Genomic DNA, 22,592 nt, shown 5'->3' on the forward strand with positions numbered 1-22,592 from the left:
GTTGTACCGGGGACTCGCCGGTCAGGTCAGCACGCAATCGCCGCAGACGGATCGGCGGTCACCGCTGACCTGATAGATCAGGCAACAACTGCGTCGGCGAAATGTCGGACCGGAGCGCAACGCACCGCCCTCGACCCGGCCGTCGGCGAGGTGTCGGTCGGCGGCATCCCGAGCGGCTTCCTGCAGGTCGGGCCGGGCCGCGGCGATGAGCTGCGCGGCGCTGTTCGCCGCGGAGGCGACATTGCCCCACAGGGTTCGGGCACTGACCCCGAAGGTGTCACCGACGAGGTGGGTCAGCGCCTCGACGACCGAGTCGCCGCTGTCGGTGCCCGGTTCCGCCGCGGTCACCGAGAGCGGGTAGGGACCACCCAGTTCGTCCTGCCACCAGATGTCGTCCGGGCGCAACGAGATCGGTGGATCACCCAGGGCCTCGACGGCGATGGCGGGGGCGATGATGCGCGCGACGAGACCCAGATGTGTCACCGATGCGGCGACCCTTTCCTCGACCGGGCCGCCGGCAGCGAGCGCGCCGCGGACGCGCGCGACGCGATCGGTGAGGATGCCGGGGTCGGCGAGCAGGTCCGACATCGGCGTCCACGGAGTGATGGCATGGTCGGACGCGGCGTGCCGCGCAACGCCGAAGAAGGGGCCGAGTTCGTCCAGGTGGGTCACCGTGTGACGAGCGTATCGCGCCGGTCCTCACTCGGCCGCGCGTCATCCGACGGCATCATCCGGTTCATCAACGCGCCGAACACCATTCCGATCACCAGCCAGATCAACGCCTGATTGAGCAGTGAGTACCAGCGGAACTTCCACAACACGTCCGCGTCGAAGCCGGGGTAGGCGATCTGGCCGGGTGCGTAGGTCTTCCCGTCGATGGTGAGGGGCTTGTCGAGGATGTTGGTGATCGGCTGCGGCGTTTCCGTGGACGCCCGCGCGAAGCCGAATTCGCTTGAGTGGTCGACGTTCGCCTGCAGGTCGCCGAGCGAGGGCATCGCGGCCAGTGCGATACCGAACAGGACCAGGAAGCCGGCGCCCGCGACCAACACGGCTCGGTAGGTGCCGATCCGGGAGTGCAACATGTGCGCGACGTACACCGCGAGTCCGAGGAGGATCAACGAGATCGTCACCATCGCCAGGTACAGCTGTCCGCGGGTCGCGATGGTGAAGTCGTGTCCGATGGCCGGCGGGTTGGCCGGGTACTTGACGAACGGGAGCAGGTAGATGCCGAGGAATCCGAAGCCGGCGATCAGCCAGGAAAGGTACTGCGCGCGGAGACCCGTTCGTCCCATCAGGACCAGGTAGGCGACCGCGATCAGGGCGCCCATCGCGACGGAGAAGCCGATGATCCCGGTGGCGATGCCCACCGTCGACTGGATGGATCGACTGAAGATCTCCGAGCCCTCGGCCTCGGTGGCCCGGCCCGCCGCCTGGTTGAGGGCATCGAGGACCTCGTCTCGCCCCGACTCGTAGTCGATCGCCGTGTTGATGACGGGTTCGGCAAAGATGCGGGCGAAGACGAAGCCCAGAATGCCGGCGATCAGACCGGCCAGGGCTCCGCGCCCGATGACGCGGAGTTCCAACATCGTTCAGCCGGCTCAGTGGCAGGGAAGCCGAGGAAGTGGCGGGCGTCGTGCACCCACTCGTGGACGACCATCGTCTTGCCGAACACGGAGGTCATCCCCTCGTCGATGCCGATGAAGTAGTAGGCCAGCAAGGCCAGCAGGACGGTGATGCCGAGGATCAGGGCGACACGCCCGGCGGACAGCGCCTCGGGTGAGACCTGGACGCCGGCGCTCGGCTGTGCGACGTGTGAAGTCATCGGAACCTCCTGGGGTGATGCGCCCCGTCGATGGTGTGCAACTCGGTGACGGCGACGTGTCTGACTTGCCGGTGACGTATCGCGTGGGCGATACGTCGGGCTCACAGTGGCGCCACCGTCCCGGATTCTCACCGGGTTCCGTGCGCCGTCGCAGATGAGCACATCACCCGGAAGAGTGCAGGTCAAGACGGGTGTCCGGGATGTCTCGATAGTCCCGTGCGGAGGTGGCCGCATTGTCCGGATCGGCGCATCCCTCAGCAAAGAGATGAAATCTCCAATCTGTTCCTTGACGGTGACAGTGGCGGCTGACACAGTTGGGAGCTGAAACGTGTTCCACTGGTGCTCCCTACTTGTGAGGTGTGTCGATGTTCGAATGGTCAGAGGAAGATCTGATGGTGCGCGACGCCTTGCGCGCGTTCATCGACAAGGAGATCCGTCCGCACATCGACGAGCTCGAGACGGGGGTGCTGCCGCCCTATGACATCACTCGAAAGTTGTTGTCCACCTTCGGTGTCGACGCGATGGCCAAGGATGCGCTGGAAAAGGAGCTGGCCGCCGAGGCCGCCGGGGAGAAGTCGTCCGGCGGTGGTGGCGGAGGTGCCATGGCCGGTTCGATGTTCATGATCGTCAACATCGAACTGGCCGGCGTCTGCCTCGGACTCGTCGGTTCCATGGGCGTCAGCATGGGTCTGACGGCCTCGACCATCCGCGGCAAGGGCACCCTCGCACAGAAGAAGCGCTGGCTACCCGAACTGGTGACGATGGAGAAGGTGGGCGCGTGGGCGATCACCGAACCCGACTCGGGCTCGGATGCCCTCGGCGGCATGAAGACCACGGTGCGTCGCGACGGCGACGAGTACGTGCTCAACGGACAGAAGACCTTCATCACCAACGGCCCTTACGCCGACACGATCGTCGTATTCGCCAAACTCGACGACGGCTCGGGCACCCCGATGCGGGAACGCAAGGTGCTCTCCTTCGTCCTCGACAAGGGCATGGAGGGGCTGACCCAGGGCAAGCCGTTCAAGAAGATGGGCATGGTGAGCTCACCGACCGGCGAGTTGTTCTTCGACAACGTGCGCCTCGGTCGGGACCGCCTGCTCGGCGAGACCGAGGACACCGGCTCGGATTCGCGTGGCGCCGAAGGGGCCAAAGCCGGTTTCACCGCCGAGCGCATCGGTATCGCGGCGTTGGCGATGGGCATCATCAACGAATGTCTGCGCCTGAGCATCGATTACGCGAAGGCCCGCACGCTGTGGGGCCAGGAGATCGGGAAATTCCAGCTCATCCAGCTCAAGCTCGCGGAGATGGAGGTGGCCCGGATCAACGTGCAGAACATGCTCTTCAGCGCGATCGAGCGCACCAAGGCGGGCAAACCGCCGAGCCTGGCCGAGGCGTCGGCGATGAAGCTGTACTCGTCCAAGGCCGCCACCGATGTGGCGATGGAGGCCGTGCAGCTGTTCGGCGGCAACGGCTACATGGCCGAGTATCGCGTGGAACAGCTTGCGCGCGACGCCAAGTCGCTGATGATCTACGCGGGCAGCAACGAGATCCAGGTGACCCACGTGGCCAAGGGGTTGCTGGCCTAGACGCGCCGCCGATACCGGCCTCGACGCCGGGCGTCGTCGAGGCCGGTATCTGTTGGTCTCAACCCCGAACACCCGGTCGCGCAACCACTGCGGCAAGCACCAGATTCAGTGGTCGCGGTGGCCAATGGTCGCGGTGGTGAACGGTCGCGGGGGCCGTGCCGCCGGCGGTGGCCCCATTCCGCTCAGGTCCCGGTCAACACCAGCACGATGAGGGCGATGTTGAGGACGACGATCATCACCGACGACAGGGCCGCGACGATGCGCAGTGGCCACCCGTCGGCGAACTCACCCATCAGTGACCGGTCGGCGGTGAGTCGTCCGAGCGGGATGATCGCGAAGGGGATGCCGAAACTCAGGACCACCTGGCTCATCACCAGTGCCCAGGTGGGATCGACGCCGAGGGCGAGCACCGCCAGGGCGGGAACCAGGGTGGCCAGCCGCCGGATCACCAGCGGGATACGTCTGTGCAACAGGCCGGCCATGATGGCCGCACCCGCCGACGATCCGACCGAGGTGGCGGCCAGTCCGCTGGCCAGCAGCCCGATCGCGAAGATGGTCGCCATGTGCGGTCCCATCGAATCGGCCACCGCGTGGTAGGCGCCCTCGATGGTGTCGGTGCCCTCCTTGCCGCGCAGATTCTGGGCCGCGAGCAGCAGCAGGGAGATGTTCACCGCGCCGGCGATGATCAGGGCGGTCACCACATCCCATCGGGTGGCACGCACCAGCAGCCGCCGTCGGGCCGGGGTCTTGGCGACGCCGTGCCGGTCGATCACCAGTGACGAGTGCACGTAGATGGCGTGCGGCATCACTGTCGCGCCGAGCATCGAGGCGGCCAGTAGCACGGTCTCCGGGCCCTGCAGACGGGGAACGAGACCCCCGAGGACGTCGGACAGCCCAGGCGGGTTCACCACGAGACCGGCCAGGAAGCCTACGACGATGATGGCCAGCATCGACACGATGACGGTCTCGAAGACCCGTTGCTGGCGCGGGTTCTGCAGCAACAACACCACCGTGGAGACGACGCCGACGATGATGCCGCCGATCAGGAGGGGCAGATCGAAGAGCAACTGCAGGGCGATCGCGCCGCCGAGGACCTCGGCGAGGTCGGTGGCGATGGCGACGATCTCCGCCTGGGCCCAGTAGGCGAGGCGTCGGCGTTTACCGAGCCGTTCACCGAGCAGTCCGGGGAGGCTTTTGCCGGTGACGATGCCGAGCTTGGCCGACTGGTACTGGATGAGCATGGCGATGACGTTGGCGATCACCAGCACCCAGACGAGCAGGAATCCATAGCGGGCGCCCGCGGTGATGTTGGCGGCGACGTTGCCGGGGTCCACGTAGGCGACGGCGGCGACGAAGGCCGGGCCGAAGAGTGCGATCTGACGGAGCGACCGGTATCGACGCAGCCGGATCCGTCGTCGGGCCGCCGCGGTATCCGGTGCCTCGGAGGTGCGCGTGTCCACCTGATTCACCCGCTCAATCTGACACAGCCGCGGCTAATCATCAAATAAGGCGAAACCAAAAGTTCGGTGAGCCGAAAAACCGTGGCGGGTGTGTGAGCCGGATTCGTCACTGCAGGAGCCGCCAGATCCGATCCCGCGACATCGGTGTCTCGTGTGGTCGCACACCGATGGCCCGTCGGATCGCATTGGCCAGCGCCGGCGCCACCGGGTTGTACGGCGATTCGCTCATCGACTTGGCGCCGAACGGGCCGAGGTCGTCGGAGGTGTCGGCGAAGAACACCTCGGTATCGGGGATGTCGGCCATCTGCGGCACGCGGTAGGTACGCAATACCGGCGTCAGTACCGCGCCCTTGCCGTCGAGCATGATCTCCTCGTACAGGCTCGAGCCGATCGCCTGCGCGACGCCACCCTCCACCTGTCCGAGGCACTGTTCGGGGTTCATCACGGTGCCCGCGTCGGCGGCGTGGACGGACTGCATGATGACCACCGATCCGGTGTCGGTGTCGACGGCCACGCGGAACGCCTGCACGTTGAAGGCGATGGATCGCAGTTCGCCGTGTTCGGCGCCGGTCGCCACGGCGCGAGGCCCGCCGGGGCGTTCGATGCGGTGATCGGCGTCGACGGCGCCGATGAGTTCGGTGAAGGTGACCATCCGCTCCCCGACGAGCGCGCCGTCGGCGGTCAGCCGGACCTCGTCGGGTGTGACCGAGCACAACGCGGACGCGGTGCGCAGCAACACCTCTCGCAGTTCCAGCGCGGCGCCGTACACTGCCTTGCCCGCGACGGTGGTACCCGCGGAGGCGAAGGCCCCGGTGTCGTAGCCGGCGGCGTCGGTGTCGCCGTTGCGGAGGACGACGCGATCCACCGACGTCGACATCGTTGTCGCGGTGATCTGGGCGTGCACAGTGGTGGTGCCGTTGCCGAACTCCGCCGTGCCGACCCCGACGTGATAGGTCCCGCCGGCGTCGACGGCGACGGTGACATCGGAGTGATGTCCGCGTGGGGCCATCGTCGCGATCGCCGCGAGGGCCATGCCCTCGCCGATCCGCCACGACTCTCCGGCCGGTGCGGTGACTCCGTTGCCCTTCGTCAACGCCGCTTGGGCGAGATCGAGGCACTGGTCGAGTCCGTAGCTGCCGTAGACCAGATCCTCCTCGGGTTCCGGGTGTGCGATCAACAGCGGATCACCTTGTGCCACAGCGTTGATCCGGCGCAGCTCGAACGGGTCGACACCGAGCCGCAGCGCGAGCTCGTCCATCGCACTCTCGATCGCGAAGATGACCTGCCCGAGGCCATAGCCACGGAAGGCCCCCGACGGCGGGTTGTTGGTGTAGACGACTTCGGCATCCACCCGTTTGACCGGGCAGGTGTACACCGAGACCGATTCGGCGCAGGCGTGGAACATCACCCCGATCGCGTGGTTGCCGTAGGCGCCGGTGTCGGAGAGCACGTCGACCTTCATGGCGGTCAGCCGCCCGGCGTCATCGGCGCCGAGATCCACAGACACCTCGAAGGGATGACGGTAGGTGGTGCGGGTCATCTCGTCGGTGCGGGTCATCTCGTAGCCGACCGGACGGCCGGTCCGCAGCACCGCGATCGCGACGAGATCCTCGGTGAGCAACTCCTGTTTCCCGCCGAATCCGCCGCCGACACGGGCGGCGACGACGCGGATCCGTTCCGGTGGGAGATCGAGGAGCAGGGCGAGTTCGTCACGCACCAGGAAGGGGACCTGGGTACTGGTCCGCAGGACGAGGCGGCCGTCGTCGTCGAGCCATCCGATGCTGCCGTGCGTCTCGAGCTGGGCGTGGCTCACTCGTGACGTCCGCCAGGTTCCGCCGACGGTGACCGGCGAACTGTGCAGTGCGGCATCCACATCACCGCCGAAACCGTCATGGAATGTGGCGATCACGTTGCGGTCGGCGTGCGCCACCCGGTCCGCCGGGGTGCGGTCCGGGTGGATGAGCGGGGCACCCGGCCGGCGGGCGTCGGACGGATCGAACACCGCGGGCAGGGGTTCGTAGGTCACAGTGATCCGGCGGCATGCCTCCTCGGCGGCCGTCGCGGTGTCGGCGACGACGGCCGCCACCCGTTGGCCGACGAACCGGACAACGGGATCGAGGACCAGGGTGTCGTCCGGATCGTCCTCGCGAAGGTCGTGCCGGGCAGTGGAAAACCGTCGGGTGGAGACGTTCTCGTGGGTGAGGATCAGATTCACGCCGTCGACGGCGGCCGCGTCGGTAACCTCGATCGAGGTGATCCGGGCATGCGCGTGCGGTGAGGTGAGCACCCGCAGGTACTGCATCCCCGGCACCTCGACGTCGAAGGTGTACGGTTCGGTGCCGGTGACGACGCGTTCGGCGGCAAGGGGATTCACCGAGGAGCCGACACCGGTGCCGGCCGGGCGGGCGGCCACCGAACTGGGGGCGTGCTCGCCGGTCACGCCTTCGTGAATCGCCGAACAAATCGCCCGATAACCCGTGCAGCGGCACAGGTTTCCCTTCATCCGCCGCGGGAGATCGTCGAGATCATCGGCTTTCAGCGTCGAGGCGGTGACGATCATTCCGGCAGTGCAGAATCCGCACTGGAAACCGAAGTTGTCGACGAAGGCTTCCTGCATCGGATGCAGGTCGCCCGGCTTGCCGAGTCCGGACACGGTCGTCACCGACGCGCCCTCGATGCGCTGGGCGGGATAGATACACGAATGCACCGGCGTCCCGTCGACCAGCACCGAGCAGGCCCCGCAGTCGCCGGCGTCGCAGCCCTTCTTCACCTCGAAGTGGGCGGCGTCGCGCAGGAACGTCCGGAGGCATTGGCCGGGTCGTGGTGTGGCGTCGGCAGATTCACCGTTGATCTCGAAGTGCATGGATCTCACCGTCCGCCGGTCGTGGGCTGCGTGCGGTCGCTCAGTTCGGCCCGGATCTGCTCGGCGAGCGTCCCGCTCACCCCGCGGCGCCAATCCGCAGAGCCGAGCGGATCGGTGTAATAGCCATCGGCGGAGTCGATGTCGGCGCGCAGAGTGGCCGCATCGGGAAGTATGGGATAGCGCAGCACCGTCGGCCACCCCGTCGCGGCGGTGATACCGAACACCGCGGTTCCGTCGTCATCGAGGCGCCCGGTGACCACGGCCGCGGAGCGACCCAGTTCGGCCAGGGCGATCTTGCGGAATCCGGTGAACCCGCGCAGCGCATGGCCGGGGATATCGATGGCACGCAATACTTCTCCCGACTCGAGTGTGTTGGTGCCGTTGCCGGTGACGAGGGTGGCGACCGGCACGGCACGCTCGGTGCCGTCTGGTTTCCAGATCAGTGCCACACCGTCGAGTGCGACGGCCAGCGACACCATCGACGCGGCGGCGAACGACCGGCAGATGTTGCCGCCGACGGTGGCAACGTTCCAGATCTTGAACGACGCCAACAAGGCGTTCGCGCACTGGGAGAAGAGCGGATGCGCATGCCACCCGGGCCGTGGCTCCAGGTGGGTGAGTGTGGCGATGGGGCAGGTCGCCGCGATCCGCAGACCGCCGTCGGGAAGATCTTCGACCTCGGGCCAGCCGATGCGGCTGATGTCGACGACACCGGAGGCGTCGATCTGCGGTTCGGAGAAGAACCAGGTGCCCCCGGCGACGATGCGTTCGCCCGGGGCGAGGATGAGATCGTCTCGGGTGCGTGCGTAGCGGTAGGCGCTGATGGTGTTGAGATCCATGCCGTGTGCGACCTATCCGGCCTTGTCGAGCAGTCGACGATGTTCGGTGGCGCAGTCCTTCGCGATGGTGTCCACGTCGGCGGTCGTGAGTTCACCGTCGGCGACGATGCGTCGGCCCTGGATCCAGGTGCCCACGATCGGCGGGATCGCACCGAGAACCAGGGCGGCGACCGGGTCGTCGATATCGGCCTGGCCGAGTCCGGACAGATCCCACAGCACCAGGTCGGCGAGCTTGCCGACCTCGATCGACCCGATCTCGTTGTCACGCCCCAGGACTCGGGCACCGCCGATGGTGGCCAGGTCGATGGCGGTGCGGGTGGTCAGCGCCGTCGGACCGCCCCTGGCGCGGGCCATCAGGACCGACTGGTGGGCTTCTTCGAGCAGGCGCGCCGACTCGTTGGAGGCGGCGCCGTCGACGCCGAGGCCCACGGGTACGCCGGCGTCGACGAGATCGCGGGTGCGGCAGATCCGGTTGCCCAGACGCGCATTCGAGGTGGGGCAGTGCGCAACGCCGGTCGACGTGGCGGCGAGGCGACCGATTTCCGCGTCGTCGAATTCGATGCCGTGGGCGAACCACACGTCGTCGCCCACCCAGCCGACGGATTCCATGTACTGCAGCGGGGTGGAACCGAAGTGCTCGTCGCAGTAGGTGTTCTCGTCGAGGGATTCGGCGAGGTGGGTGTGCATCCGGACGCCGAGTTCGCGTGCCAGGGAAGCCGATTCGCGCAGCAGATCGGTGGTCACCGAGAACGGGGAGCACGGGGCGAGCGCGATCCGCAGCATCGAGTCGGGGGACGGGTCGTGCCAGCGGCTCACGGCATCGGTGCTCGCCGTAAGGATCTCGTCGATGGTCTGCACGACGGTGTCCGGGGGCAGGCCGCCGTCCTTCTCCGACAGGTCCATCGAGCCGCGGGTCGGATGGAAACGGATGCCGAGGGTCTCGGCGGCGGCGATCTCCGCGCCGAGCAGATCGCCACCCTCGCGCGGAAAGACGTAGTGATGGTCGGTGGTGGTGGTGCATCCGGATAGGGCGAGTTGGGCGAGTCCGCCGAGCGCGGCGACGTTCACGGCCTTCTCATCGATCCCCGCCCAGATGGGATAGAGCGTGGTGAGCCACTGGAACAACGTGTGATCGGCGGCCAGTCCCCGCGTGATCCACTGATAGAGGTGATGGTGGGTGTTGACCAGACCCGGTGTGAGCACGCAGCCGCGGCCGTCGATGCGGACCACATCGTCGTCGACGTCGGTGATCGGCCCGGTGGACACGGCCGTGATCGTGGTGGAGTCGATGAGGACCGACGCGCCGGACAACTCGCGCCGTTCGGGGTCGACGGTGATCACGTGCGTGTTCTCGATGAGGGTCTGCGGGGACACGGGCTCACGCTACGACCATCGCGTTACGGTCAGATTGCGCCACGCGCGAGCGTGCTCGCTGACTCCGCGGGTGTGTGAGCTAGACGCGTTCCTCGTCGAGGCGGCGTCCCTGCGGGATGGCCAGTGCCAGACCCGCGGCCACCGCGCAGGCGCACAGCGAGATGATCGACGCCGCCAGGTACCCGGAGGTGTCGGGGACCGACGCGACCGTCCCGTCGGGGCCGTCCACCGTGACGATCGACCAGGTGAGGATCATGCCGACCACGGCCGCCGACGTGGAGGTGCCGACGACGCGCATCAGTGCGTTGACGCCGTTGGCCTCGCCGGTCTGGGTGATCGGCACGGCCCGCATGATCAGGGCGGGCATCGCGGCGTAGGCGATCCCGAGGCCGGCGCCGATCAGACAGGCGATCATCAGCATCAGCCACCAGGTGATATCCCAGCCGGCGGCCAGGACGACGATGAACACGACATAACCCACCCCGATGACCGTCGCGCCGAGCGACAGTGAGATCCGCGGACCGACGTGCGCGGTCAGCCAGGCGCTGACATGGGAGAACACGAACATCAGGATCCCGCTCGGCGCGAGGATCAACGACGCGGTGACCATCTGGTAGCCGAGTCCCAAGGGTCCGGTGGTCGGTGCCATCAGCACCTGAATGGGCATCAGCTGCATCGAATAGAAGGCGAAGCCGGTGGCCACCGACGCGATGTTGGTGAGCAGTACCGGGCGTTCGACAGCGATCCGCGTGTCGATGAGTGCGTTGGGCAAGCGCCGCTCCCAACGCCACCACAGCGAGCCGATCACCACGAATGCCACGAGGGCGCCGATCGTCAGCGGCGAACCCCAACCCCATGACGCGCCCTTGGACAGCGGCAGCAGCAGACACGTCAGCAGCACGGCGAGGCCGAGCGCTCCCAGGATGTCGAATCGTCCGCCACTATGGCCACGGTCGGCGGGGATGGTCGCCACCATGCCCAGAGCACTGAGTCCGGCGGCGACGGCGCACATCCAGAACAGGGCATGCCATCCCACATGCTGGGCGAGCAGGGCGGCGACCGGGAGGCCGAGGGCTCCGCCGATTCCGAGGGAGGCGCTCATTGTGCCCACCGATGAGCCGAGCCGCAGCGGCGGGACGATGTCGCGCATCACGCTGATCCCGAGCGCGATCGTTCCGAAGCCGAGGCCCTGCATCCCGCGTCCGATGAGGAACGCGAGCAGCGACGGCGACAGCGCGCACACGACCGAACCCGCGGCCACGCAGGCCATCGACGCCAGCAGCATGCGCCGTTTGCCGTACATGTCACCGAGGCGACCACCGATCGGCGTGATGACCGCGCCCGCGAGCAGTGTGATGGTCAGCGCCCATGTCGTGTCACCGGGTTCGGCGTGCAGGAGAGTGGGCAGCGCCGGAATCAGCGGCACGATGATCGTCTGCATCAGGGCGACGACGATGCCTGCGGTGCAGAGAACGGTGACGGCCGCGCGCGGGTGAATCTGCGGGAGGTGGTTGTCGTGATGGCCATCGGTGGGGTTTACCGCACCGCTCGTACCCCCCGGCCCGCTCGAACACACAGTGCGATCTGTCGCTGACACCGGCATCAACCTCCGTGGGACACGCTATCTCACGTCGTCGAACGAACGATCGGTCAGGGCGAAAAGTGGGGGAGGAATGCCGACGTAGGGAACGAGTGGTTCGTCCCCGGGTTCATGATCGTCGGTGGGGAAGTGTCGGGGGATGAATCGACCGGTGGGGGAGGAATTCTCAGGCGCCCCACCCATCCCCTGTGGCAGGTGAGGGTTGGGTCACGCGGGACGATACGGAATCGAGTCGCTGCGAGTCGGATCGATGTGAATGCCCCGGCCGAGCTGGGGGAACGCGCGTTGAGTGCACGCCGGACGCTCGCACACCTTGCAGCCGGCCCCGATCGGTACGACGGTGCGCTCATCGGCGAGATCGACACCGGTCGAATAGACGAGCCGGTCGGCGTGGGCGAGGTCGCATCCGAGGCCCACGGCGAAACTGGTGTGTGGTGCGAGATGGCCGCGCTGTTCGGTGGTGGTGCGGGCGAGCCAGAAGTAGGACCGACCGTCTGGCATCTGGGACACCTGGGTGACGATTCGCCCGGGCGTGGCGAACGCATCGTGAACTCCCCACAGCGGGCAGCTGCCACCCACGCGTGAGAAGTGAAAAGCGTTGGCCGACTGCCGCTTCGAGATGTTTCCCGCCTTGTCGGTGCGCACGAAGATGAACGGCACACCTCGACTTCCGGGACGTTGCAGGGTCGACAACCGATGGCACACCGTCTCGAATCCGACCTCGAACGTCAGGCTGAGCAACTCGATGTCGTAGCGCGTGTTCTCCGCCGTGGCACGGAACCGCTCATACGGGAGCAGTAGAGCACCCGCGAAGTAGTTGGCCAGTCCGATGCGTGCGACGGGAAGTGTTGCAGCGCTGAGGTTCTGGGCCTGTGCAACCAGCACATCGATGGTGGCCTCCTGTTCCAGCAGTGCCAGCTGGGTGGCGAGCTGAAACGCGCGCTGTCCCGCGCTCAGACGACCGGCCAGGCCGATCACACCGTTGGCCGGATCGAACGTCCGTTTCGGAACTGCCACGGCCGCAACGGGATCGGGTTCATGGGTGATGGTCACACGGATGTCGTGGCGACGACGCAAGAGATCCGCCAGTTGCAGATCGAGCCCGCCGATGGAGAGTTTCTCGTCGGCGAAGAGTTGCTCTGCCGCCCGGTCGAGGACGTCGATGTGGTTCTTGCGGTCGTAGAAGAAGTCACGCACCTCCTCGAAGGGAGTCGAACCCGCCGCCGCGGCCGGGTCGGAGAGTTGCGCCCGGTAGGTTTCCAATTCGGCGGTCGCCGACGTGAGTTGCCGGTGGAGGGCGACGAGAGTCCGTCCCATGGCGGGCATGCGTCCGGCGAGTTCGGCGATCTCGGCGCGGCTCACCTCCCCGGACTCCGCATGGGCGGTCATGACGTCGGCGAGGTCGCCGATGAGTCGCGCATCGTTGTCACCGGCAAAGTAGTCGGCGTCGAGATCGAACTCCCGGGTCAGCGCGAGCAGGACCGGGACGGTGATCGGGCGCTGATCGTTCTCGAGCTGGTTGACATAGCTCGTCGACTTCTCGATCCGACGTGCGAGCGCGGCCTGCGACAGGCCCTGCTCATCGCGCAGCCGCCGCAGTCTCGGGCCCACGAACATCCGGCCCGCCGAACTCGACGACGTCTTCACCATGGCGCCCAGCATAGACGGCGAGCCGTCCACAAAGTTTGCAAGATTGTCTGGAAACTTCCGCAGAAATACGCATTTGCCAGGTCTTTCCACTGGTCGCCGATGCTGCGTACGGTGCGAATATGATCATTCACGACGTACGGACACACCGCAGCTCTGATGACTTCCCGCAGTCCGAGCACCTTGCCACCAAGATCGCCAAGGTGGCCATCGACCCCGTCGAGGTGCCCGCCGACACCGCGGAGATGATCATCAACCGCGTCATCGACAACGCCGCGGTCAGCGCGGCGTCGGTGATCCGCCGTCCGGTCACCTCCGCCCGGGCGCAGGCGCTCGCACACCCGCCGGCAGAAGGAAGGCCCGGTGCCGCGGTCTTCGGTGTCGAGGGCCGTTACTCGCCCGAGTGGGCGGCGTGGGCCAACGGGGTCGCCGTGCGCGAGCTCGATTTCCACGACACCTTCCTCGCCGCCGAGTACTCCCACCCCGGTGACAACATCCCCGCACTCGTCGCCGTGGCGCAGCAGGTCGGCGCCTCGGGTGCCGACCTGATCCGCGGTCTCGCCACCGCCTACGAGATCCAGATCGACCTGGTGCGCGGAATGTGCTTGCACGAGCACAAGATCGACCACGTCGCCCACCTGGGGCCGTCGGTCGCCGCCGGCCTCGGCACGATGCTGAAGCTCGACGAGGAGACCATCTACCAGGCCATCGGGCAGGCCCTGCACCTGACCACGGCCACCCGCCAGTCGCGGAAGGGTCTGATCTCGAGCTGGAAGGCCTACGCCCCGGCCCACGCCGGAAAGATCGCCATCGAGGCCGTCGACCGCGCCATGCGCGGCGAGGGTGCGCCCGCCCCGATCTGGGAGGGCGAGGACGGCGTCATCGCCTGGATGCTGGGTGGTCCGGAGAAGACCTACCAGATCCCGCTCCCCGGACCGGGTGAGGCCAAGCGCGCCATCCTCGACAGCTACACCAAGGAACACTCCGCCGAGTACCAGAGCCAGGCGCCGATCGACCTCGCTCGCCGCATGCGGGACCGCATCGCAAATCTCGACGACATCGAATCGATCGTGCTGCACACCAGCCACCACACCCACGTCGTCATCGGCACCGGTTCCGGGGATCCGCAGAAGTTCGATCCGAAGGCCAGCCGCGAGACGCTCGATCACTCCGTGCCCTACATCTTCGCGGTGGCACTCCAGGACGGCGTCTGGCATCACGAGGCCTCCTACGCACCCGAGCGGGCGAACCGTCCCGACACGATCGCACTGTGGAACAAGATCTCCACGGTCGAAGACCCGGAGTGGACCCGTCGGTACCACTCCACCGATCCGGCCGAGAAGGCATTCGGTGCCAAGGCCGTGATCACCCTGACCAACGGTGAGGTCATCACCGATGAACTCGCGGTCGCCGACGCCCATCCGCTCGGCGCTCGGCCGTTCGCGCGACCTCAGTACGAGGCGAAATTCGCGGCGATGGCCGAGGGGGTAGTCGATGCGGACGAGCAGCAGCGATTCCTGGTGGCTGCTGCCGGGCTCGGCGATCTCGGGCCGGGTGAGCTCGGCGCGCTCAATGTGACCGTGGCGCCGCTGGTGTTGGACAAGGCGCCGACGATCGGGACGGGGATCTTCTGATGGGCTCAGCATCAGGGGTTTCCGGACTCTTCTCGTCGGCCGTCTCCGACGCCGACAAGCGCCGCGCACTGCGCGCCGGGCTCGCCTCGGGTGAGCTCCTGCGCTGGCCGGGAGCCTTCTCCCCGCTGGTCGCCAAGCTGATCGCGGACATCGGATTCGAGGGCGTCTACGTCTCGGGTGCGGTGCTGTCGGCGGACCTCGGGCTGCCCGACATCGGCCTGACCACGCTGAGCGAGGTCACCGCCCGCGGATCGGTGATCGCGCACGCCACCGACCTGCCGACCCTCATCGATGCCGACACCGGTTTCGGGGAACCGATGAGCGCGGCGCGCACGATCGCCGCGCTCGAGGACGCCGGCCTGGCCGGATGTCACCTCGAGGATCAGGTCAACCCCAAACGGTGCGGACATCTCGACGGCAAGGATGTGGTGCCGACGGCCGAGATGCTCAAGCGTCTGCGTGCCGCGGTGTCCGCGCGTCGCGATGAGAACTTCGTCATCTGCGCGCGCACCGACGCGGCAGGCATCGAGGGCATCGAGTCGGCCATCGAACGGGCCAAGGCCTACGCCGATGCCGGCGCCGACCTGATTTTCACCGAAGCCCTGCGCGACATCGGTGAATTCGAGAAGTTCCGCGCAGCCGTCGATGTCCCGCTGCTGGCGAACATGACCGAGTTCGGCAAGTCCGAGCTCGTGACCGCCGACCAGCTACGCGACGTCGGCTACAACGCCGTCATCTACCCGGTGACGACGCTGCGCATCGCGATGGGTGCCGTCGAACGTGGACTGCGGGAGATCGACTCCGCCGGAACGCAATCAGGGCTTCTCGACGGGATGCAGCACCGCAGTCGACTCTACGAACTGCTGCGGTACGCCGATTACAACGATTTCGATTCCGACCTGTTCAACTTCAGCATCGGCGCCGGGAGCGGAGCGAGTGAGCCGCTTTCTGCGGCGGGCGGGCCGGCCACCACCACACACCCGAAAGGTGTACAGCAATGACCACCGCGACACCCGAGAGCACGGCGGCACAGTCCGAAGCCCCAAAGATCTACAAGGGCCTGGCCGGCGTCGTCGTCGACACCACCGCGATCTCCAAGGTGGTACCGGAGACCAACTCACTGACCTACCGTGGCTACGCCGTGCAGGACCTGGCGGCCCACTGCTCGTTCGAGCAGGTGGCCTACCTGCTGTGGCATGGGGAACTGCCGAACGATCGTGAGCTGGCGGCGTTCACTCAGGTCGAGCGTGCCAGTCGTCGTCTGGACCGTTCGACGCAGGCGGTCCTGGCGCGGATTCCAGAGAACTGCCACCCGATGGACGTGGTGCGCACCGCGATCAGCTTCCTCGGCACCGAGGATCCGGACGAGGACAATCCGAGTGCGTCGTCGAACTACGACAAGGCGCTGCGGATGTTCGCCGTCCTGCCGACGATCGTCGCCGCCGACATGCGGCGGCGACGCGGGCTGGAGCCGATCGCCCCGCATCACGGGCTCGGATACTCGGAGAACTTCCTGAATATGTGTTTCGGAGAGGTGCCCGACCCGGTGATTGTCCGGGCATTCGAGAAGTCGATGGTCCTCTACGCCGAACACAGCTTCAATGCATCGACGTTCGCCGCACGCGTCGTCACCTCGACGCAGTCCGACATCTACAGCGCGGTCACCGCGGCGATCGGAGCGTTGAAGGGGTCGTTGCACGGTGGGGCGAACGAGGCGGTCATGTACGACATGATCGAGATCGATCGTCCCGAGCGGGCGAGGGAATGGATGGAGGCCAAGCTGTCTCGAAAAGAGAAAGTCATGGGCTTCGGACATCGCGTGTGCAAGAATGGCGACTCGCGGGTGCCGACCATGAAGGAGGCGCTCGTCGACATATCGAACCACAAGAACGACACCCGATGGTTGGAGATCTACGGCGAACTCGAGGCGGTGATGACCGAACGGACCGGGATCAAACCCAATCTCGACTTCCCGACCGGGCCCGCGTACTACCTGATGGGATTCGACATCGGTTCGTTCACACCGATTTTCGTCATGAGCCGGATCACCGGATGGACGGCGCACATCATCGAACAGACGGCGGCCAATGCGCTCATCCGTCCGTTGAGTTCGTATGACGGCCCGGCGCAGCGGGTCCTGACCGCCTGATGTCCAGTCATCCGACAATTCGGGGATTCCGCGGCGGAATGCGTGGTATTCCCACCAGTCATCCCACGTCATAAGACAGCCGGTCCGATGTCAGATGCTCCCGGGTTACGCTCACCTGGGAGCATCTGACATTTCGGGGCCTGCAGGAACGGAAAGGCAACATGTTCGACAAGGTGTTGGTGGCCAACCGCGGCGAGATCGCGATCCGTGCGTTTCGCGCCGCCTATGAACTCGGCGCCCGCACGGTCGCGATCTTTCCGTATGAGGATCGCAACTCGCTGCATCGATTGAAGGCCGACGAGTCCTATCAGATCGGCGTGCCCGGACATCCGGTGCGCGCATATCTGTCCGTCGAGGAGGTCGTCGCCGCGGCCCAGCGATGCGGTGCGGACGCGGTCTACCCGGGCTACGGGTTCCTCTCGGAGAACCCCGGTCTGGCGCGTGCGTGCGCGGCGGCAGGGATCACCTTCGTGGGTCCGAGTGCCGACGTGCTCGACCTGACCGGCAATAAGGCCCAGGCCATCGCCGCGGCCAAGGCCGCCGGACTGCCGGTGCTGGCGTCGTCGGAGCCGTCCTCGGACGTCGAGAACTTGATCGCGGCGTCGCAGGACATGCAGTTCCCGGTGTTCGTCAAGGCCGTCGCCGGTGGCGGTGGGCGCGGGATGCGCCGTGTGGACGACCCGGCGCAACTGCGGGAATCGATCGAGGCCGCCTCGCGTGAGGCCGATGCTGCCTTCGGTGATGCGACGGTGTTTCTCGAGCAGGCGGTGATCAATCCGCGCCACATCGAGGTGCAGATCCTCGCCGACACCCACGGCAACGTGATTCACCTCTACGAGCGTGACTGCAGCCTGCAGCGCCGCCATCAGAAGGTGGTGGAGTTGGCGCCGGCGCCGAATCTCGATCCCGCGCTTCGGGATCGGATCTGCGCCGACGCGGTCGCCTTCGCCCGCCAGATCGGCTACTCCTGTGCCGGCACCGTCGAGTTCCTCGTCGATGAACAGGGCAGGCACGTCTTCATCGAGATGAATCCGCGGATTCAGGTGGAGCACACGGTGACCGAGGAGATCACCGATGTGGATCTGGTGGGGGCGCAGCTGCGGGTGGCCTCGGGGGAGTCGCTCGCCGACCTCGGGCTGACCCAGGAGACCATCGCCGTCCACGGCGCGGCGATGCAGTGCCGCATCACCACCGAGGACCCGGCCGCCGGATTCCGCCCCGACGTGGGCCGGATCACCGCGTATCGCACCCCCGGTGGCGCCGGTATCCGACTGGACGGCGGCGCCAACCTCGGCGGTGAGGTGAGTGGTCATTTCGACTCGATGCTGGTCAAACTGACCTGTCGGGGAAGGGATTTCGCGACCGCGGCACGTCGCGCCCGACGCGCCTTGGCGGAGTTCCGGATTCGCGGCGTCGCGACCAACATCCCGTTCCTGCAGGCGGTTCTGGATGATCCGGACTTCCGTGCCGGACGGGTCACCACCTCCTTCATCGACGAGCGGCCGTGGTTGCTGACCACCGGCGGATCCGCCGACCGCGGCACCCGCATCCTGGAGTATCTGGCGGATGTGACGGTCAACAAGCCGCACGGGGAGCGGCCGTCGACGGTGTATCCGCGCGACAAACTGCCCACCGTCGACAAGGCCGTGCTGGCCCATCCGCAGCCCGGATCCAAGCAGCGGCTGACCGAACTGGGCCCGGAGGGCTTTGCGCGCGCACTGCGTGAGCAGCCGGGAGTTGCGGTGACCGACACCACCTTCCGTGATGCGCATCAGTCGCTGCTCGCGACCCGGGTGCGTACCTCGGGGCTGATGGCGGTCGCGCCGTATGTGGCGGCGTTGACGCCGCAGTTGCTGTCGGTGGAGTGCTGGGGTGGGGCGACCTACGACGTGGCGCTACGGTTCCTCAAGGAGGACCCGTGGGACCGACTCGCACAGCTGCGTGAAGCCATGCCCAACATCTGTCTGCAGATGTTGCTGCGCGGCGCGAACACCGTCGGCTATACCCCGTATCCGACGAAGGTGACCACCGCCTTCGTGTCGGAGGCCACCGCGGTCGGTGTTGACATCTTCCGGATCTTCGACGCGCTCAACAACATCGAGCAGATGCGGCCGGCAATCGAGGCGGTCCGGGAGACCGGTACGGCGGTGGCCGAGGTGGCGATGAGCTACACCGGTGACCTGGCGAATCCGGCCGAGGATCTCTACACCCTCGACTATTACCTGCGTCTGGCGGAGCAGATCGTCGAGGCGGGTGCGCACGTGCTGGCCATCAAGGACATGGCCGGTCTGTTGCGTGCACCGGCCGCGACGAAACTGATCACGGCACTGCGTTCGGAATTCGACCTGCCGATCCATGTGCACACTCACGACACCCCCGGTGGTCAGTTGGCGACGTATCTGGCGGCGGTGCAGGCCGGTGCGGATGCGGTCGACGGTGCGTCGGCGGCGTTGGCCGGGACAACGAGTCAGCCGCCGCTGTCGGCGATCGTGGCGACGTTCGCACACACCGAACGCGACACCGGCCTCGATCTGGCTGCCGTGTGCGATCTCGAACCGTACTGGGAGGCGATCCGAAAGGTGTACGCGCCGTTCGAATCCGGCATCCCCGGACCGACCGGACGCGTGTACGCCCACGAAATCCCGGGTGGCCAGCTGTCGAATCTGCGCCAGCAGGCCATCGCGCTCGGCCTGGGCAACCGGTTCGAGGCCGTCGAGGACGCGTACGCCTCCGCCGACGCGATGCTCGGCCGGCTGGTCAAGGTGACACCGTCGTCGAAGGTCGTCGGTGACCTCGCCCTGTCGATGGTGGGCCAGGGCATCGACCCGCAGGACTTCGCCGACGATCCCGCCGGCCACGACATCCCGGATTCGGTGATCGGGTTCCTGCGTGGCGAACTCGGCGATCCGCCCGGCGGCTGGCCGGAACCGTTGCGCAGCAGGGCACTCGAGGGCCGGCCTCCGGCGCCCCAGGTGGTCGAGTTGTCGACGGAGGATTCGGCCGCACTCGACGAGCCGGGACGTGGACGGCAGGAGACGTTGAACCGCCTGCTGTTCCCCGGCCCGACCCGCGAGTTCACCGAACACACCGAGGCCTACGGCGACACGTCACGGTTGTCGGCGAATCAGTTCTTCTACGGTCTGCGCTACGGCGAGGAACATCGCGTCGAACTCGAACCGGGTGTGGAACTGCTGATCGGCCTCGAGGCCATCAGCGACGCCGACGAGAAGGGCATGCGCACCGTGATGTGCGTCCTCAACGGGCAGCTGCGGCCGGTCGCGGTCCGCGACCGCGCGGTGGATTCCGCCGTCGAGGCCGCCGAGAAGGCCGATCGGTCCAATCCCGGGTCGGTGGGCGCACCGTTCGCCGGTGTGGTGTCGGTGTCGGTGTCGGTGGGCGACGAGGTGAAGCCGGGTGCGGCGATCGGCACCATCGAGGCGATGAAGATGGAGGCCACCATCACCGCCCCGGTCGGCGGCAAGGTCACCCGCGTCGCCATCGGACCGGTCACCAGCGTCGCGCCCGGAGACCTGCTGATCGAGATCGGCTGAGGTCACTCGCCGGTGACCTCGGCGTCGCAGCGAGATCGGGTGGCGCGCACGAGTGCGGCGTTGACATCGTCGACCTCAGCGATCCAGGATCGCGCATCGGAGTCGGTCTTGCCGGCCGCGACGTGACGGGCAAGTAGTCGCGTGTGGCGCACAGCATCGGGGGCATCGACAAACCACAGGCGATCGAGAAGTGTTCGTACCGGCGACCATTCGCCATCAGCGGCGAGGTAATTGCCTTCGACGACCACGACGCGGGCAGTGCCGCCGATGATCAGCGAGGCGGCAATGGGCTCGGCGGTGGTGTGGTCGAAATCCGGTGCGTAGACATCATGTCCGGGCGTCCGGATGCGTCGGAGCAGGCTGAGGAATCCGTCGACGTCAAAGGTGTCGGGAGCGCCTCGTCGTGCGGCCCGGCCGAGACGGCGCAGCACAGGTGTGGCCAGATGGAAACCGTCCATCGGCAGAAGGCCCACCGCCTCGTCGCCGAGCGTTGCTGCGAGCTCGGCGACGAGGCGGTGGGCGATGGTGGTCTTGCCGGCGCCGGGTGGTCCGGTGATACCCACTACATGACGTGGTGACCCGGCGGCCGCCGCGATGATCTCCGTGGTGACCGACATACGCCGAGCCTATCGGCCGCGACGTTCGGTGGGTACAGAGTCAGCGGACCTCGGCGGTCGGCGGATTCTGCTGTGGGTCCCACTGCACGAGCACGGTTTCGGGACCACGGAAGGACGTGTTGGGGGAGTAGGTCCACCGTTGTGGTTCGACGAGGCGGAGATGCGGGAGCCGAGCGGTGGTCTCCTCGAGCATGACGGTCATCTCCATGCGCGCCAGCGCCTGACCGAGGCAATGATGCACTCCCCAGCCGAAGGCAAGGTGATCCTCGGCGTTGTGGCGGTGAATGTCGAACGTGTCACCGTCGGCAAACCGTGCCTCATCGTGATTGGCCGAACCGGTGAGCAGCAGGATGCGTTGCCCGGCGGGGATGTCGAATCCGCCGATGGTGACGGGGCGAGTGGTCACCCGACGCCACGCCGGCACCGACGAGGCGTAGCGCAAGATCTCTTCGACAGCGGCGGGAATGAGCGCGGGATTCTCGCAGAGCTCGCGCCACTGATCAGGGTGCTCGAGCAGCACTTTGAAACCACTGGCCATGGCATTGGTGGTGGTCTCGTGCGAGGCGTAGAGGTGACTCTGCATGATCGAGGCCAGATAGGTGCGATCCCAGACGTCGTCGTTGCCTGCCTTCTGCCACGCCTTGATCGCGTTACTCATGTAGTCGTCGCCCGGATTGTCGATCAGACGCTCCACATGTTCCCGCGCATAGGTCAGGTACGCGGCGAACTCCTCGGCGAGCGTGACCTGTTGGTCGTCGCTGGGGCGACCCCAGATCCACAAGGCGAACCGGGACGCGTACCGACGGGCCCGCTCCACCTCGGCCTCGGGCACCCCCATCAGGACGAAGGCGGTCTGGGCGGGAACCTGAAAAGTCATATCGGAGACCATGTCTGCGTGTCCCGCATCGACGATCGCGTCGAGGCACGTGCGGACGAATCGACGGGTGTACGGCTCGATCTCGGCGACCTTGTCCGGCGTGACGCCCTTGCGCAGTACGCGCCGGCGCTTGGTGTGCAGGGGAGCGTCCTCGTCGACGAGCATGGTCGAGGGAACGTAGTCGACGGCGGCGAGCTTGTCCATCGCTGCCGGGCATGGCGGCTTGATCAACTCACCGGCCGCCGTGGCCGAATAGGACTCGGTGTCGCGGAAGATCGCGAGCACGTCGTCGTAGGTGCTCACCACCCAGTAGTCGATCTCTGGGCTGTAGAACACCGGCTCGTCGGCTCGTGCCCGGGCGAACACGGAGTAGGGATCTTGCAGATACGCCTCGTCGAATGGGTTGAACTCTGCGGCAAAGTTACTCACCGGGCAGCGACCGGCGGATGTCGCGGCGGATGTGGTGGTGGGTGCGGTACTCGGCGCATGGGTGTTGGTGGGGCGCACGGGTGTCTCGGTCATCGTCGACTCCTTGTCGAATTGGGGGGGGGGCTGAACTCCGATGGGGCA

Annotated in this window: 15 protein-coding genes, 1 pseudogene and 1 riboswitch; of the genes and pseudogenes, 5 read left to right on the top strand and 11 right to left on the bottom strand. The window is 66.8% G+C overall.

Annotation, left to right across the window (positions count from 1 at the left end; all coding sequences use genetic code 11):
• Positions 1–21: 21 nt before the first annotated feature.
• From ACWETB_RS12275 to ACWETB_RS12285, 3 genes and pseudogenes are all read right to left on the bottom strand, one after another.
• Positions 22–672 (bottom strand): (2Fe-2S)-binding protein, encoded by a 651-nt coding sequence (locus ACWETB_RS12275; protein ID WP_348808530.1) that lies wholly within the window; start codon positions 670–672, stop codon positions 22–24.
• Entirely contained in the window at positions 669–1,586 is a 918-nt protein-coding gene (locus tag ACWETB_RS12280; RefSeq protein ID WP_452211369.1) for a CbtA family protein, read from the bottom strand. Before ACWETB_RS12280 ends, ACWETB_RS12275 begins: the two co-directional genes overlap by 4 nt.
• A gap of 20 nt (positions 1,587–1,606) precedes the next feature.
• Positions 1,607–1,822 (bottom strand): annotated as a pseudogene (locus ACWETB_RS12285) (CbtB-domain containing protein); the annotation flags it as partial.
• 33 nt (positions 1,823–1,855) lie between these two features.
• A riboswitch (cobalamin riboswitch) is annotated at positions 1,856–1,987 on the bottom strand.
• Positions 1,988–2,187: 200 nt separating this feature from the next.
• Here ACWETB_RS12285 and ACWETB_RS12290 point away from each other — a divergent pair.
• Entirely contained in the window at positions 2,188–3,411 is a 1,224-nt protein-coding gene (locus ACWETB_RS12290) for an acyl-CoA dehydrogenase family protein (protein ID WP_452211371.1), read from the top strand.
• Positions 3,412–3,593: 182 nt separating this feature from the next.
• Here the strand turns inward: ACWETB_RS12290 and ACWETB_RS12295 are convergent, their stop codons facing one another.
• The 6 genes from ACWETB_RS12295 to ACWETB_RS12320 all read right to left on the bottom strand — a co-directional run bounded on the left by ACWETB_RS12295 (position 3,594) and on the right by ACWETB_RS12320 (position 13,197).
• On the bottom strand, positions 3,594–4,880 hold the full coding sequence (locus ACWETB_RS12295; RefSeq protein WP_452211373.1) for an Nramp family divalent metal transporter: 1,287 nt from the start codon (positions 4,878–4,880) through the stop codon (positions 3,594–3,596).
• Between the two features lie 97 nt (positions 4,881–4,977).
• Positions 4,978–7,734 (bottom strand): molybdopterin-dependent oxidoreductase, encoded by a 2,757-nt coding sequence (locus ACWETB_RS12300; protein WP_452211375.1) that lies wholly within the window; start codon positions 7,732–7,734, stop codon positions 4,978–4,980.
• Positions 7,735–7,739: 5 nt separating this feature from the next.
• On the bottom strand, positions 7,740–8,573 hold the full coding sequence (locus ACWETB_RS12305) for an FAD binding domain-containing protein (protein ID WP_449744972.1): 834 nt from the start codon (positions 8,571–8,573) through the stop codon (positions 7,740–7,742).
• A gap of 12 nt (positions 8,574–8,585) precedes the next feature.
• Positions 8,586–9,947: an 8-oxoguanine deaminase gene (locus ACWETB_RS12310; protein WP_452211377.1), complete on the bottom strand. Its 1,362-nt coding sequence runs from the start codon at positions 9,945–9,947 to the stop codon at positions 8,586–8,588.
• Between the two features lie 79 nt (positions 9,948–10,026).
• On the bottom strand, positions 10,027–11,388 hold the full coding sequence (locus ACWETB_RS12315) for an MFS transporter (RefSeq protein ID WP_452211379.1): 1,362 nt from the start codon (positions 11,386–11,388) through the stop codon (positions 10,027–10,029).
• A 366-nt stretch (positions 11,389–11,754) separates the two neighbouring features.
• Positions 11,755–13,197: a short-chain fatty acyl-CoA regulator family protein gene (locus ACWETB_RS12320; protein WP_449744969.1), complete on the bottom strand. Its 1,443-nt coding sequence runs from the start codon at positions 13,195–13,197 to the stop codon at positions 11,755–11,757.
• 119 nt (positions 13,198–13,316) lie between these two features.
• Here ACWETB_RS12320 and prpD point away from each other — a divergent pair, with 119 nt between their 5' ends.
• From prpD to ACWETB_RS12340, 4 genes are all read left to right on the top strand, one after another.
• Complete coding sequence (prpD, locus tag ACWETB_RS12325) at positions 13,317–14,828, top strand: 2-methylcitrate dehydratase PrpD (RefSeq protein ID WP_449744968.1); 1,512 nt, start codon at positions 13,317–13,319, stop codon at positions 14,826–14,828.
• Entirely contained in the window at positions 14,828–15,829 is a 1,002-nt protein-coding gene (prpB, locus tag ACWETB_RS12330; protein WP_449744967.1) for a methylisocitrate lyase, read from the top strand. Before prpD ends, prpB begins: the two co-directional genes overlap by 1 nt.
• Positions 15,826–16,977: a bifunctional 2-methylcitrate synthase/citrate synthase gene (locus tag ACWETB_RS12335; RefSeq protein ID WP_452211382.1), complete on the top strand. Its 1,152-nt coding sequence runs from the start codon at positions 15,826–15,828 to the stop codon at positions 16,975–16,977. Before prpB ends, ACWETB_RS12335 begins: the two co-directional genes overlap by 4 nt.
• A 161-nt stretch (positions 16,978–17,138) precedes the next feature.
• Entirely contained in the window at positions 17,139–20,528 is a 3,390-nt protein-coding gene (locus tag ACWETB_RS12340) for a pyruvate carboxylase (protein WP_348808521.1), read from the top strand.
• A 2-nt stretch (positions 20,529–20,530) separates the two neighbouring features.
• On the opposite strand, the gene ACWETB_RS12345 is transcribed toward ACWETB_RS12340, so the two are convergent.
• Positions 20,531–21,145 carry a nucleoside/nucleotide kinase family protein gene (locus tag ACWETB_RS12345; protein WP_348808520.1) on the bottom strand — a complete coding sequence of 205 codons (615 nt, stop codon included), beginning with the start codon at positions 21,143–21,145 and terminating at the stop codon, positions 20,531–20,533.
• A 40-nt stretch (positions 21,146–21,185) separates the two neighbouring features.
• On the bottom strand, positions 21,186–22,544 hold the full coding sequence (locus ACWETB_RS12350) for a cytochrome P450 (protein WP_452211384.1): 1,359 nt from the start codon (positions 22,542–22,544) through the stop codon (positions 21,186–21,188).
• Positions 22,545–22,592: the final 48 nt, after the last annotated feature.

The sequence above is a fragment of the Gordonia sp. NPDC003950 genome (assembly GCF_053605205.1).

Excerpts from the sequence above, each read along its gene's own strand:
- prpD (WP_449744968.1), top strand. The coding sequence starts at position 13,317 with ATGATCATTCACGACGTACGGACACACCGCAGCTCTGATGACTTCCCG.
- ACWETB_RS12315 (WP_452211379.1), bottom strand. The coding sequence starts at position 11,388 with ATGCAGACGATCATCGTGCCGCTGATTCCGGCGCTGCCCACTCTCCTG.
- ACWETB_RS12280 (WP_452211369.1), bottom strand. The coding sequence starts at position 1,586 with ATGTTGGAACTCCGCGTCATCGGGCGCGGAGCCCTGGCCGGTCTGATC.
- ACWETB_RS12335 (WP_452211382.1), top strand. The coding sequence starts at position 15,826 with ATGACCACCGCGACACCCGAGAGCACGGCGGCACAGTCCGAAGCCCCA.
- ACWETB_RS12290 (WP_452211371.1), top strand. The coding sequence starts at position 2,188 with ATGTTCGAATGGTCAGAGGAAGATCTGATGGTGCGCGACGCCTTGCGC.
- ACWETB_RS12340 (WP_348808521.1), top strand. The coding sequence starts at position 17,139 with ATGTTCGACAAGGTGTTGGTGGCCAACCGCGGCGAGATCGCGATCCGT.
- prpB (WP_449744967.1), top strand. The coding sequence starts at position 14,828 with ATGGGCTCAGCATCAGGGGTTTCCGGACTCTTCTCGTCGGCCGTCTCC.
- ACWETB_RS12300 (WP_452211375.1), bottom strand. The coding sequence starts at position 7,734 with ATGCACTTCGAGATCAACGGTGAATCTGCCGACGCCACACCACGACCC.
- ACWETB_RS12345 (WP_348808520.1), bottom strand. The coding sequence starts at position 21,145 with ATGTCGGTCACCACGGAGATCATCGCGGCGGCCGCCGGGTCACCACGT.
- ACWETB_RS12320 (WP_449744969.1), bottom strand. The coding sequence starts at position 13,197 with ATGGTGAAGACGTCGTCGAGTTCGGCGGGCCGGATGTTCGTGGGCCCG.
- ACWETB_RS12305 (WP_449744972.1), bottom strand. The coding sequence starts at position 8,573 with ATGGATCTCAACACCATCAGCGCCTACCGCTACGCACGCACCCGAGAC.
- ACWETB_RS12350 (WP_452211384.1), bottom strand. The coding sequence starts at position 22,544 with ATGACCGAGACACCCGTGCGCCCCACCAACACCCATGCGCCGAGTACC.